7 protein-coding genes and 3 pseudogenes are annotated in these 13,773 nt (G+C 56.2%); 2 read left to right on the top strand and 8 right to left on the bottom strand.

Translation table 11 applies throughout. The features are described 5' to 3' along the window. Positions 1–62: 62 nt before the first annotated feature. Both istB and istA read right to left on the bottom strand, forming a co-directional pair. Positions 63–695: pseudogene (gene istB / locus H2P46_RS22010) on the bottom strand (IS21-like element helper ATPase IstB); the annotation flags it as partial. 4 nt (positions 696–699) lie between these two features. Next, a complete protein-coding gene (gene istA / locus H2P46_RS22005) occupies positions 700–1,728 on the bottom strand; it encodes an IS21 family transposase (protein WP_193403243.1) in 1,029 nt (342 codons plus the stop codon). Between the two features lie 86 nt (positions 1,729–1,814). Between istA and H2P46_RS22000 the strand changes: the two are divergent. Continuing rightward, positions 1,815–2,084: pseudogene (locus H2P46_RS22000) on the top strand (transposase domain-containing protein); the annotation flags it as partial. After that, a complete protein-coding gene (locus H2P46_RS23175; protein WP_238939077.1) occupies positions 2,077–2,346 on the top strand; it encodes a hypothetical protein in 270 nt (89 codons plus the stop codon). The pseudogene H2P46_RS22000 and the gene H2P46_RS23175, both read left to right, overlap by 8 nt. 63 nt (positions 2,347–2,409) lie before the next feature. Here the strand turns inward: H2P46_RS23175 and H2P46_RS21990 are convergent, their stop codons facing one another. The 6 genes and pseudogenes from H2P46_RS21990 to H2P46_RS21965 all read right to left on the bottom strand — a co-directional run bounded on the left by H2P46_RS21990 (position 2,410) and on the right by H2P46_RS21965 (position 13,711). After that, complete coding sequence (locus H2P46_RS21990) at positions 2,410–2,640, bottom strand: plasmid partition protein ParG (protein WP_017694173.1); 231 nt, start codon at positions 2,638–2,640, stop codon at positions 2,410–2,412. Between the two features lie 52 nt (positions 2,641–2,692). Continuing rightward, complete coding sequence (locus H2P46_RS21985; protein ID WP_017694172.1) at positions 2,693–3,313, bottom strand: ParA family protein; 621 nt, start codon at positions 3,311–3,313, stop codon at positions 2,693–2,695. Positions 3,314–3,551: 238 nt separating this feature from the next. After that, positions 3,552–11,330 (bottom strand): autotransporter outer membrane beta-barrel domain-containing protein, encoded by a 7,779-nt coding sequence (locus H2P46_RS21980; RefSeq protein ID WP_193406900.1) that lies wholly within the window; start codon positions 11,328–11,330, stop codon positions 3,552–3,554. 464 nt (positions 11,331–11,794) lie between these two features. Continuing rightward, positions 11,795–12,169 (bottom strand): annotated as a pseudogene (locus H2P46_RS23365) (tyrosine-type recombinase/integrase); the annotation flags it as partial. Positions 12,170–12,211: 42 nt separating this feature from the next. After that, positions 12,212–12,991, bottom strand: coding sequence for a site-specific integrase (locus H2P46_RS21970; RefSeq protein ID WP_193406898.1), 780 nt, complete (start codon positions 12,989–12,991; stop codon positions 12,212–12,214). A 66-nt stretch (positions 12,992–13,057) separates the two neighbouring features. Beyond that, positions 13,058–13,711: a hypothetical protein gene (locus H2P46_RS21965; protein WP_193406897.1), complete on the bottom strand. Its 654-nt coding sequence runs from the start codon at positions 13,709–13,711 to the stop codon at positions 13,058–13,060. Positions 13,712–13,773 lie beyond the last annotated feature (62 nt).

Genomic DNA, 13,773 nt, shown 5'->3' with positions numbered 1-13,773 from the left:
TGTCAATACCGATCGAATTCTGACCCACCCTGCCAAAGTAAAACTGACCCACCCCCTTTGAATCATTCGAGCGTTGTTGCTTTCGTTTTCTTCTGGAGTTGACCGCTTTTCAGCTTATCTTTCAGTCGATAGCTTTGGCCGCTGATTTGGGCGATATGCGCATGGTGAAGCAGCCGATCCAGCATCGCTGCCGTCAGTGTCTCGTCATCACCAAACGTTCCGGACCACTGCGTAAACGGCAGGTTGCTGGTCAGGATCACGCTGCCTGACTCATACCGTTTAGCGACTACCTGGAAGAACAGGTTCGCCTCCATTTTACCGAACGGCAGATATCCCACTTCGTCGATGATCAACAGCTTAGGTTTACCTACGACGCGGTTCAGGTAGCCCTTCAGGTCACCCTGACGATGTGACGCCATCAGTTGCAGCATCATGTCGGCGGCGGTAATGAACCGAATGCTTAAACCCGCCATCGCGGCCTTATAGCCAATGGCGGTCGCCAGGTGCGTTTTGCCGACGCCAGAAGGCCCGAGCAGGACAACGTTCTCCTGACGTTCGATAAATGTCAGACCCGCCAACTCCTGGATCTGACTTCGTGGAACGCCACTGGCATAGGCGTAATCGAACTGCTCCAGTGTTTTTATCACCGGCAGGCCTGATAACCGCAAAATGGTCTGGCGACGCCGTTCGTTCTGGCCATCATGCTGGCACCTCGAGCAAGGCCTGGTACGTTGCCAGAGGATGTTGCAGGCTCTCGGTCGGCACCGGACGCTGGCTGAGCGCTGGGACAGGTGCAGGCAATGCCAACGTGACCTTCGGTAACGGCAATAGCGCAGCACGCTCGCGCGGCATGCGCTGCTCAGGCGGTACGCCTGTGGTGCCATGCACTCGTGTGTTCGCGACGGTGACCAGCCACTCGCCGATGCGTGTGTTGGCAGCAGGTACATCCAGTACCAGCCCGGCCTGCCGGAAGGTCGCGGTAAGAGGCACGATAAAGCTGTTCTTGAGGTAATGGTTAAACCGCTCAACCTTACCCTTGGTCTTGGCGCGATAGGGTCGGCAGACCTTGGGAGTAAAGGCATACTTCTCGGCGACGTGCATCAACTGCGGGTTCCAGCGATGCTTACCGGGGCCGTAGACATCGCGCTCAATGATGATGGCCTTGGCGTTGTCGAACAGCAGCTGATGCGGCGTCCCGCCGAAGAACCTGAGCGCAGACTCAATGCCGTCACACCAGGCAGCGGAGTCCTGGTTGCTGTAAAACTTGACGAAAGTCGCGCGGCTCCAGCCCAGCGTGGCGACAAAGGCCAGCAATGGGTTATGACCGAGTCTGATGATGGTGAAATCAACTTGCATCTGAAAGCCAGGCTCGGTCTCGAAGCGTGTTACCTCTTCAGTGACGGGCTGCTTAATGGGGTGCAGGAAAGCGGTCAGCATGCTGTAACCACCCTCGTAACCACGCTGACGGATCTCGCGCAGCAGCACACTGGCGGGGATCCAGAGGGGCCTGGCAGCGGCCACGCGCTCAAGGATATAGGTCTTGAACGGGTCAAGCTTGCAGGGTCTGGGTGCGCGAGGCTTGTAGCGCATATCCGCTACGGGCAGCGGGCTACGAATATATCTGCGAACGGTCTCACGAGAGCATGAAAGCTGGCGCGCGATGGCGCGTATCGACATGCCCTGACGGTGTAAAACACTAATCTCCACTCTGGTCTCCAATGTCATCATTGGCAGTGCCTTAAAACTGCCATTTTTACCCTAGGTGGGTCAGATTTACATCGGCAGGTGGGCCAGTTTTACATCGGTAGCGACAGTACTGCAGCAACGGCTGGGCCGAGATAGACAATAACATCGCAGAGAACGCGCTGCGTGGCGTTGCCCTGGGGCGGAAAAACTGGCTGTTCGCGGGTTCAGACGCGGGCGGGGAACGTGCTGCGGTACTGTACTCGCTGATCGGCACCTGCCGGCTTAACGGCGTGGAACCGGAGGCGTGGCTGCGTTACGTCATCGGTCATATCCAGGACTGGCCGGTGAACCGGGTCCGTGATCTGCTGCCCTGGAAGGTCGATCTCACTTTTGTCTGAGCGTCAATACGGTCTGGATGAGACGCTTACCCACACTACGCAGACTTCACTTTTCCTGGTGTGGTATGTTGATGCTGAATGTACACAACCGGAGCGGAGAAAGATGGACAGAGAAATGCTGGCAGAGTGGCTACGGGATATTGCCCAACATATAGAAGAGGAAAGTCCACTGATTCGTGATGTCAGTGTGGATGATGCCCTTTCTGATGAGGGGCTGGCCAGAAATCACGTTCAATGCGCCTGGTCGCGCCCCACAGCCTGAAGAGGACGCTAGCAGTATCCCTCGACACTGACAGTCCGATGTACATTACTGCTTAAATGGCGGTTATTCATTTTCTTTAAGCCAACCATCTACAAGTTGGTTGATGACATCCGTTATTGAAGTTCCATTTCGCACGCAGGCGGCTTTAAATCTGGTGTGTTTATCCTCATCAAAATTGACGTTAACACGCTTAACTTTTCCTGATAGGGCTGGCGCAGAAACCACCCTATCGAGGTCTCTGTTCTCACCGAATGTCATTTTTTTGCTACCACTATGGGCTTTTTCAAGTGCCATATGTTTACTCCTATCATCAATTACTCATTTGAGTATACAAGTAAAAACACAATTACTCAAATATGCTAACTATCTCTTTTGTAAGGATTTCGATTTCACCTTTAGCCGCTCCATCACTAGACTCGAACACGCTGTCACCATCAAGAATCGATTTGACGTAAATCTGACGCTGGGTAATAGCCGTGCGGAACGATTTAACTCCAGTGTCCCTGATGCTTTCTTTTAGAACACTAAGCATGGTTGCCTGTTCGATTTTTCGGGTAATGAGAAAACGAGCTTCAACTTTCCGGCTATATGCCTGCGCTTCAAGGACAGTGACAACGCTTCCTGCTGCAGAAAAATCAAGCGGGCTGGGAGTAACCGGAATGATAACAAGATCGCTGACCATTACCGCAGCAGATGTAATAACGGAAAGCGAACCGGCACCATCAACGATGACAAAATCATATTCAGTAAGGTCTTTCCTAATGCCATATACATCTTTTTCAGAAGCGGCTGTAAACACATCAAATGCAGCCTTCCCAGATTTACTCCAGGTTGTCAGGCTCATCTGAGGATCTGTATCCACAACTGCGATGTTGTATCCCGCTCGAGCCATTGCAGTACTCACATTGATTACTGCCGTGGTTTTACCTGAACCGCCTTTAGGGTTAAGAAAAGAAATCACCTTCATACTCAAAAAACTCCTTTGTGTATTTACTCAATTACTCTTCTGAGTTTTTGAGTTTACCATCTCAGTTAAATGAGTAAAAGCAAAAACACACATTTACACAAAGGCTCATATACTCAAAAACTCACGGAGTAAGTAAAAACTCAAATGAGTAAAAGAAAGACACGCATGACGGTATATCAAAATGTGAAGGGATAACCGATGTCATATTAGGGTATACGCCATCGGGTCCGTGCAAAATCTACCACTGATACTTAATCCCAACCATCGCCTTCGGCTCGCGATAGTCCTTATCCCCCACCGAATACGATACGTTTGCCCAGCCATTCAGATTTTTGTTGCGCTGCCCCTCCACGCCGAGCTTCAGCTCGTAGCGGTTTTTTGGCGGCGCGTTTTTAAAATCATACTGCTCGTTAAACGTCAGCGTGTTCTCACGATATTGATGGCGCCAGTTCACCTCGGCGAACGGCTGTACGCTCTCGCCGTTGCTGAGCCCGTAGGCGCGGGTCAGGCGAACGCCAAAACGAGACTCTAGCGACGTCGCGCGGCTTTTACTGACGTTCAGCAGGGCGCTTCGGCTGCTTGCCGCATCGCTGCTGAGCTGGCCGTAGGTGAGCTGCGCCTGCGGCTGAAGCTGCCAGGCGCGCTGCTTCTCAACGTCTTTGCCGAACTCGAACGTGTGGCCCGCCTCAATAGAGAGGTTGTAGCCGCGGCTGTTGTATTTCACATCCGAATAGCCGGACATCCCGACATTATTGCGATACCAGTTGTAGAGCGCCCACGTATCGACGTAGGTGCCAAGCGGATTTTTGTCGTCCTGATAGAGCGTACCGTACAGCCCGAGGCTGTAGGCGCTGTCGACGTTTGCCCGCGCGCTGCTGCCGGTAATGCGGGATTTGCTTGAGAACTGCTGGTTGCCGACGCCGCCCATGATCCCGGCACGCCCGCGCCACTTGCCGTTATCGCTCCAGTGGATGAGGTCGTGCCCCAGCTGAACGACGGTGCTGTGGCCGCTGAGGCGCATCTGGTCGTCGATGGCGTTATAGCGCTGGTGGCTGCCTACCGCGCGCAGCCACAGAGAATGGCTAAAGTCGCCGTCTTCGCGCAGACTTTCGGCATACTGCGGCTCGCCGAGGCGATCGTGCAGCGTCATATTAAACATCGATAGCGCGTTCTGGTTGGCAGCAAAGCCGCCGATCATCGGGTTGATGTTGCGTTTTGCAGGTGTAGTTGTCCGCGTAGGTTCCGTTGGGTTAGTCGGTTCTGTCGGATTGGTCGGCTCCGTCGGATCGATAGGGAAAATCGCATCCACTTCCTCAACGGAGCTGAGATACCAGTTATTGTCCTTCGCGCCTTTTTTCAGCAGATACTCATAAATACCGATAACCGTCGGGTGCCCGAGCACGAAGGCGCGATTATCGGAAACGCCTTTGACGTCCACAAGCTTAATGGCGTCCCGCTGGGTGTAGGCACCGCTGCCGCCGACGTTGGTGACGTAAATTCGGGTCGCGTCGGTGTCGGTACGCACGTTGCCGCCGACGAAGACTTGGTCCGTATCCGTCTCTTCCGCGCCCTTGTTCAGCGCCGTATTCAGATACAGCGCGCCGCCCTGAGACACATAGTCTTTGCCGATATGCAGCGTGCTGCCGGTAATATTATTGCTGCCAAGAATAATGTCGCCCGCGTTGCGGAAGCTGCCGTTTACCTGATAGGTGGTCGCATTCGTGAGGCTGAGTTTATCCAGGCCGCCGACGTTAAAGGTCCCGGCGTTATTAACGTCGCCCGCAACGGAGCCATACCCGCCGAACCTGGCGCCCTGCGCGATGTTGAGCGCTGACGTTGCCATGTTGACGTTGTTGGCGGTGTCCGGGCCGTCATCTTCGGCCGCCAGCAGCGCCGCTGCTGTAGCAGGCACCTCTGCGCTGTCGTTGCTATCTGTGCCTTCGTTACCGCCGCCCTGGCTGCCGTTTCCTTCTGCGCCGCCAACGTCATCGTCATCGTCACTGCTTTCGGGCGCGGGCAGTTTCCCCGCCGTCAGCGCGCCTTCGGTGACGAAGGTTTGCCCGGTGTATTCTGCCGCCTGCTGCGTCAGCTCTAGCGTGCCGCTGTCCTGTTTGTAGAGATTGCCGCTGCCGTCGATGGCGTTATGCACCGTCCAGGTTTCTGGCTGGGCGTTGGTTAATACCAAGTTGCCGTTGTTGTGAATGTTAGCCGCCGTGCCGGGATCGGCAATGGGCCCAGGATCGACGGGTGACGTTCCCTCGCCGTCGTCATCCGTTGGCGTACCGCTGCCGTCATCCGTCGGCGGTTCAGCGGGCTCCTCTGGCTCTGTGGGCTCAACCGGCGTAACGGGTTCTTCGTCCTTCACGCTATCTGCCAGATTCTGGGCGGACGAGGCGCGCAGAGTGCTGTCGGCATCAATATTAAAATCGCCGTTAAACGTGCGGTTATCGGCGGTCAGGGTGACGTCCGAGCCCGCAATAATATTGGCGTGGCCCGTGCCGGACAGGATGTTAGCGAAATTGCCCGCTGGCGCGCCGGTGATATTCAGCGCGCCCATCAGGTCGATGTTGCCGTCGCCGAGCCCGTCAACGTAGTGAATGTTGGTCACGGCGGGCTCTGCGATATTCGTGATCCCGTGATAGTCCGGGTTTGAGGAGGTGATATCCAGCGTGCCGCCGTTAACGTTGAGCGTCGCGTCGGGCTCGGAGATGATGTGCCCCGCGACGCTGCCGCCGTTATCCACGTTCAGCGTGCCGCTATCCAGCGCCAGCGTACTGGTCTGCTGCGTATTGAGCGCGCCCACGTACTGGGTGGTTTCGCCAAGCTGTGCCTGCGTTTCCGCCATTAAATTAAGCGCGCTGGTATGACTCTCCTGCTGGCCAAGCACCGCGTCGTCCCGCAGAAGCAGGGTGCCGTGGCTGATCGTCGTGCTGCCGGTGTAGTCGTTATTGCTGTTGGAAAGCGAAAGAGAGTCGCCGTATCCCTCAATGTTGACGTTACCCGCGCCGGTCAGCTTTGCGCCGAGATCGAGCGCGTTGCCGGTATCGCCTTCGCTGATGATCAGGTTGACGGTTTTTCCGCTGAGGATATCGATTTGCTTGAGCTGGAACGCGGCGTACAGGCCGTCGCTCTCAAGGCCGATATTTGCCCCGATGCCGTAGGTGCCATCAGCAACTTTCTCCCCGCCCTGGCGGATATCCTGAAGCTGGTCCTCGCTGGCGGGAAGTGGCGTGCCGCTATCGTCGGTGGGGGAGAACGTGATGTTATTCGCCGTGCCGGTGATGGTTCCCGTGGCTTTCACCAGCGTGACGAGGTTGATTCCCTCGTCCTGGCTCAGCAGCGACAGGCGGGATGTATCTTCCAGCATGTTTTGCGGGCTGTAGTCGTTATCAAAGCCGTCGGCAACCACCTGCACCGCGCCCGGGCCGCTGACGTCCAGATCGGTCACCTGCAAATGGCTTTGCAGCGCGTTTTCTTTTGAACCGATAAGCCCTTCGGCAACCTTGAGCGTGCCCGAGTTAAAGCGCAGGCTGTCGATTGTCTGCGTCGGCAGCCCCTTCGCCAGGGAAGCAATGCCGTCCTCGTCCAGCTGAAGCGTGGCGTGAGCGAGCGCTTTGGTGTTATCGCCCTGCACCGCGAAGATGCCGTCGCCGAGCGCCAGCGTGCCGGTGAAGTTGTTCTGAATGTAGTCGGCGTTGGCGAAATCGAAGGCCTGGCCGTTGGTGCGGGTGCGGATCGTGCCGTCGCCTTTTATGTTCTGCTTCAGCTGGTAGCCCGCGCTGGCCGCGTCGAAGTTAACAAAATAGGTGCTGCTGCTATCGAGGCTGGCCGTATTCGTATCGCCGCCCGCGTTAACCAGCGCCAGATTGACGTTGTGCACTTCGAAGGTGGAATTTTTCTCAACGTTGAGATTTTCAATGCCCTGAATATTCTGGCTGTCGGTGAGGATGTACCAGCTGGCGTCCGTGGCCGTCAGCAGATCGGTTCCGGCTCCGCCGTTGATGCGGCTGAAGGCGTTCGCGCTCTGCGCGGGCGTCGCGTTATTCACGTTGACGGCGTGCAGCGTGTAGCTGTCGTTACCGCTGCCGGAGGTCAGCATGCCGTTTTTCGTGCCGCCGTAGATATCCACCGTGTTGCCGCCGTTGCCAAGCACGAGCGCGTTGGTTTGGCTGATGCCCTGCAGCGTGACCGCGTTGCTGCCGCTCCCTGCGGTCAGCGTGCCGGTCAGTTTCGCGTCGTCTTTCACCGTAATTACGTTATTGCCGTTACCGGTTGTGAGATCCGTTGCGTTGCTGCTGCCCGCCAGGGTGATCGCGTTATTGCCCTGGCCGAGCGTCACCGAGCCCGTAATTGCGCCCGTGCCCTGGTTGGTGAAGGTTGTTTTGCCGGAGAGATTGCCCGCATCCACCGCCACGCCGCCCGAAGGCGCGGTGATTTTGCCGCTGTTAATAAAGCTCACGGCGGCAGCCGGATTTGCAAGTTGGGTTAAATCGACGACGGGGGAGGAGGCTGAAGCCGATGTCAGATTCCCCGTCTGTCGGATGTCCTTCGTTGTGCCTTTCACCACCAGCGCCGACTGGCCGTTCGGCGAGACGATATTCACGCTGGTGCCGGAGTACACGTAGCCGGAGGTGTTCGTCACGATACCGTTGCCGCCTTGGTCGTGGACGTTAATTAGCAGTTGCTCGGAGCCGCGGGTGTCCAGGTTGGCATTAGACTGCGCCGGGTTGCCGCTGGCGTCCTGGCCTTCCAGCGTGATGCCCGCCGCGTTATTGCCCGTCACGTCGATATTGCCGGAGCCGGAAAGCTTAAACGTGCTGCTGGCGTCGCCCGCCGTATTGAGGAAGTGGATGCCGCTGCCCGAGCCGTCCACGCTAATTTTTGCGCCGCTGGTGGCAAGGCTTGCGCCGGACATCACGCGAATCGCGTCGGCGCTGCCGCTGCCGTCTATCGTGCCGCTGCCGCCTACCGACAGCGACGCGTTTTTATTGAGGCGCACGGCTGCCGTGCCGTCGATAGCCTTAATATCGCTGCTGTTGTTCACCACCGAGGCAACCGAGCTTGTCTGATAAACGTCAACGCCGATGCCGTTGGAGGTAATTGCGCCGTTGTTGGTCAGCGTCCCGCCGTCGATGTACACCCCGGTCGTGGAGTCCGCGTTGCTGAAATCGATGGTGCCGTTCTGCACCAGCTCGCCTTTGTTAATGACCTTATAGCCGATGGCGTTAGCGGCAATCTGCCCGCCCGCGCCTGCGGCAAGCGCCGCGCTGGTAATCAGCTTCGCGCCGTTCTGGCCTGTTTTAACGCCCTGCACGTTATAAGTATTGCCGTCGACCGTGGCGATCGTGGCACCGGTGCCCGTCACGGTAATGTTGGTGTCCTCGGTGAGCTTCACGTTGTTATCCAGCCCGGCGCCGCTGTTGACGTGGATGCCGGTTGCGTCCTGGCCGTTGACGTTAATCGTGGTGCCGCCGCTGGTAAAATGCGTGCCGTTGTTGGCAATGGTGTAGCCGTTGGAGCCGGTGCCGTTGACGTCAACGCGCTCGAGGTTCGAGCTGCTGCCGTCATAGGTTGCGCCCTGATCGACGCGGAACAGCGTGGAGTGCGAGTTCTCCAGCGCGTAGTCGGTGGGGTTTGCAAAGCTGATGGTCGAAGAACGGCTGCCGCTTTTGCCGGAGATCCAAAAGACCACCTGGTTGTTGGCGGCGGGATCGAGCGGGGCATTAATCGTGCCGCCGTTGACGTTAATCTGCCCGCCGGTGCGGGCGTACAGCCCGGTGGTATTGCTGCCGAGCACCGTAAGCTGGCTGTTGTCGTCCAGGGTGACAGTTGCGTTATCGGCGCGAATGCCGTAGGCGCGGTTGTTGCTGTTTGCCACGCCGGTTACGACCACGCTGCCGCTGTTGGTGATTTCCGCACCCGAGGCGGAAAAGATCCCGGTGCTGCCCGCGCCCGTCACGTTAATCGTGCCGGTATTGATAATCGTGTCGTTATTGGCCTGCGTAAACGCGCCCGTGGCCTTCAGGCCCGCGCTGTTTTTGCCGTCAACGTTGATTATCCCGGCGTTTTCGACGTTGACGTTTGTTGGCGTAAAGGTGGAGCCGGGCGTGTTGGTCAGCACGGGAGCTTCGCCGATGTTCATCGCCACGCTGTTTTTGGCGCTGTCGTTGATGTTAATCACGCCCGTGCCGCTGTTGGTGATGATAATGGAGCTGCCGCTATTGTCGACGTAGGCGCTGACGGCGTTGTATGCCTCGTCAACGTACAGCGTTTCGGTGTTTTTACCGCCTTTCAGGGCAATATCATTGCCCGCCGCGTCTTTACCTATCGTCATTTGGCCGCTGTTGGTAAAGCTGCCCGAATTGGTAATGTGCACGCCGGTTGCCGTGCCTACCGTACCGGCGGAAGGTTCGACGGAGCCGATAAAGTATTTCCCGCTGTTGGTGGCCTCCGCGCCGTTCAGCACTTCCGTTGCGATATTGCGGCTGTTTTTAAAGTAGCGGTTCGGATGCACCGCGTTGGCATTATTGGCCGTTGAGGTGGAGACAGAGATCACGCCGTCGACGGTGTTGTTATAGGTCGAGACCGCGCCGGAAACCTGGTCGGCCCAGTTAGTGCCGTTAACGTTGAAGGTAATCGAGCCGGTATTGTTAAACGTAGCGCCGCTTTCGATCAGCGCGTTCTGCGTATTGCTGTTGTTGACGATAACGTCGCCGTTGTTGTTGACCGTGCCGCCGTCGTGCGCCCAGGCGTTGTAGGCGCGCGCGTAGGTCTGGCCAATTGCGGCAACATTGGCGTTCAGATTGACGACGCCGGTTCCGTTCGCCTCAAAAATTGCGCGCTTGCCGATGGCCGCCGACATTTCTGGCGAAATGTAGAAATTGGTGTAGTCCACCTTGGTTGGATCGTATTCGTAGTGATACTCGTCGGTGCCGTTTTTAAACGCTTTTCGGAACTCGGTATCGTATTCGCCGGAGGTGAGCGTGTTGTCTTTGATAGCGGCGATCAGCGCCTGATTATAGGTATCCAGCGCGGCGTCGGAGTCGATAGTGTAATTATTGCCTTGGAAGGTAATCGTCGAGCCGGAAAGCACTAAGCTTGGCCCGAAATCGCCGGGAACCTTGTTGGTATCAGACGGGTTGCTGACGCCGTCGGAGTAGCCAAAGACCACGCGAATGGCGGTATCCGCAGCCTGATTTATCGTGCCGTTATCGGCGGCAAACAGCGAGCTTTGCTTCACCTGGCCCGGCTTCCAGTCAGTAGCGAAGCCGTCAGCGTTGGCCTGACCGTTGCTGACCATATCCATCGTCTTGCCGTCGGTAATGGTCGCGATGCGGAGATCGATAAAAGGCAGCGTCGGCTGGTCGGTGATGATTTGCGCGCTAAAGCCTGTAGCGCTATCAATGTTCTTCGTTACCTGAATGGCGGACGTATTGTAGACCTCCGCCGTGCCCGGCGTGCCGTCGGTTCGCGTCCACGTGATTTCATCTTTGCCGCCGGTGGCGTTCAGGTTCCAGTCGCTAAACGTGGGGAGCTCGGAAAGCACGTTGCCATCTTTATCCGTCACCGTCAGCGCGCCTTTGTTGTAGAGCTCCGAGGCGGGCACGTAGGTGACGGGAAGCGCGGTCGTTGGGCCGTTAACGTCGGGCTTCCAGAGCACGTCATTGCTGAGCGAGAAGCGCGTATCCTGATTAAATCGCTGCTCTTTGGCCTTGTAATTCGCCGTATCGGTTCCGTCAACGCTGTCTACTTTCCCATCGTTTTCGTTATCCACCAGCGCGCCGGAGACATAGCACGCGTACACGCCCGCGCTGGCGCCGCCCTGGAACGGGAGCGAGCTGCTGGCGCAGGCGTCGGCAAGCGCCGAATGCGCGGGCAGCAGCAGCGGCGTGGACAGCAGCGCGAGGCGCAGCGCTTTCATTGTGCACGCGGATTTTTTGCGGCCTTTTGCAAATTCGCCCGCGACCACCCAAAGGCCTGAAGCGGTATTAAAAACAACGGTATAGGTCTTGTTCATGCGCTGATCCTCATCACACTCATGTTTGACGATGAATGAAAAGTGAAGAAGGAGAAAAATAAGATATTTCTTTTTTTTTTACAGTGTAGGAGAGTTACGGAAATGAGCCTAAAAATTTTAGTAATGGTGCAGAGCGTTTTGAACCGTACCGGGTTTCAGGAAGGCTAAAAGCGTAAGGAATTCACGACGGACGACACAGTGAAAAGATGGAGTGGCTGGCAATCAAGGCTGCGTCACAGAAATGGACGATGCCACTGAGGGACTGGCGTATGGCTATGAGCCATTTTATTTTCGAGCTCGGTGACCGCCTGGACGGTCACTTCCGAGAAAAGGTAGAAAGCTCTTATCTTCGGTCTGAGCATTATCATTGGCTCGAAACGGAAGGCGTTTTCAGGATGATAGTACTCACTTTAGCTTATGTTGCTTACTGCAGTTTATGTTGTGGGCATTCTGCTCTCCATAGCTTATGTAAATTGTGGAAAGCAGTAATGTAATTTCAGCGGCGGCAGTGTCTGAAAAATCTCAGCTGCATCACGCCCGTGCCAGCTAAACGGCTCGGTCAGCGTGGCAGCTGGGTCCAGCGCAAACACCCACGTATAAACTTTCATCGAACACGGCTCCTTATGTCCGTCCAGATGCTAAATGAATGTCCTAGACTGCCGGTGACAGGGCGTGTGCATGGTATAGCTGTGGCGTAACATATGCGGCGTGACCGAAATGGAAAAATATACACTGTCTTCTCCGTCCCGCTTCACCTCCTGCTTCAGCCACTTGCGCATGGTTTAATCGGTGACGGCCCACAGCGGCTCAAGTCGGTTGGGCCGCGTGGCTAGGACAAACGGGGCCGAGCAAAAGCGAAGAAACCGAATTCGTTATAGCACCTATCCATTTCCTTTCAGCATCGCGACCGCATCACTCTCAGACATCTGGAACTGCACCCGGTGCCGTGCTGCCACATCCAGCGCAAATACCTTCGTATACACCTCCGTCGAACTGACCGACTTATGTCCCATCAGGCTTTGCAGAACTTTCAGCGGAATGCCTGCATACAGCATGTGCATGGCGTAGGAATGACGGAACGTGTGTGGTGTCACCGGCACGGAGAACGTCACCCCGTCGGCCGCTGCCGCTTCAACCGCTTCGCTGAGCCAGGTGCGGACCGTCCGGTCGGTAATCTCCCAGATACGCGCCTTCTCGGTTCTGCTGCTTCGCTTGTTGCGCCGCTCAAGAGGTATTTTCAGCGTGGCCACCATCATCTCTAGCTGGCTGACATAGTTCGCATCGGAAAGCGGAACCAGGCGATGCGCCTGACTGCCGGCAGGTGAGCGGCCGGCCGTTCGGGCCGCTTTCTCCGCCCGCTGCTTGAGGGTGGCCAGCTGCACGAACGGGTAGGGCGGCGCCAGGGAAAAATCACTCCGGGTCAGCGCCAGCGCCTCGTTAATGCGCGCGCCGGTGTTCCAGAGGATTGCCATCAGCATCTTGCGGTGGAGATCGGGTACATAGTAGAGCAGGGCGTTCACTTCCGGCGCCAGCAAATATTTTGGCAGTTCATCCTGAACATGAGCCATCTGGCGCAGGGCCAGTGCGGCAGGGTAGTCGATGGCCACCGGCAGTTGCGCGGCAGAAAAAGAAACGCCCTGGCCTGGTATTGCCGGCATCATTGTTTCCTGTCCTCAGTGGACAGGTATTGTTTCCTGGGGTGCAGAGCCTTCAGACTTCCGGACAGATCATTTTTCATGGGTTGTCTCACGGCTTTGTTTCAGTTTGCTGTAGAGCCAGCAGGGAATAAAAATGGGAGAGAAAATAATTAACCATATGAATTTTATCAGTAATACGTCCCACTTACGTTCAGTCAGATACCGGATTTGTTTTGCCTGATATGACTGACTGGATTTCAGTCTATCAATTTCCATCTTCTGGCTCTCACACAGACGGTGTAGCTCATCAACACCCTTATGCAAAGGCACAGCGATAAGGGGACAATGAAGACCTTTAGGGTACTGAAGCTCACCTACGGTTAAGGGGATGGATAGTCTTCCGCCAGGTTCGAACCTGAATCCGATACCGTTCCAGAAGCGATCCCGACGAAGTATATTTTCCCTGTCATCTTCATCGACAGGAGATGTACGGATACGTTTCACGGGGGTATCAGCCGGAAGCGTCTTTGCCCAGAAAATCAGCTGTTTCATGATCCAGGAGCCAAGTCCTCGTCCCCGCAAATTGTAGTCAAGCATAAAATCCGAATTCGTCAGGTCCAGTTCGGTCGTGCCATTCCATATATTAACAGTCAACTCCGCTTTGTATTCAGGCTCCTGATGCCAGCCTCCCCCGTTCCAGTAAAGGGAAAGAGTGCATGTGCGGCCAGCCAGTTTTCTTTTCACGTCAAGACTGCCACTGGCAGGAGAGTAGGTTTCCTGTCAATACCGATCGAATTCTGACCCAC

The sequence above is a fragment of the Mixta mediterraneensis genome, assembly GCF_014946725.1.
Classification (GTDB): Bacteria; Pseudomonadota; Gammaproteobacteria; order Enterobacterales; family Enterobacteriaceae; genus Pantoea; species Pantoea mediterraneensis.
The sequence above is the reverse complement of the archived record's forward strand: the minus strand, read 5'-3'. Positions and strand labels throughout refer to the sequence as shown.

Bases quoted from the DNA above. Each gene is read 5' to 3' on its own strand.
- istA (WP_193403243.1), bottom strand. From the start codon at position 1,728: ATGATGACATTGGAGACCAGAGTGGAGATTAGTGTTTTACACCGTCAG.
- H2P46_RS21985 (WP_017694172.1), bottom strand. From the start codon at position 3,313: ATGAAGGTGATTTCTTTTCTTAACCCTAAAGGCGGTTCAGGTAAAACC.
- H2P46_RS21980 (WP_193406900.1), bottom strand. From the start codon at position 11,330: ATGAACAAGACCTATACCGTTGTTTTTAATACCGCTTCAGGCCTTTGG.
- H2P46_RS21990 (WP_017694173.1), bottom strand. From the start codon at position 2,640: ATGGCACTTGAAAAAGCCCATAGTGGTAGCAAAAAAATGACATTCGGT.
- H2P46_RS21970 (WP_193406898.1), bottom strand. From the start codon at position 12,991: ATGATGCCGGCAATACCAGGCCAGGGCGTTTCTTTTTCTGCCGCGCAA.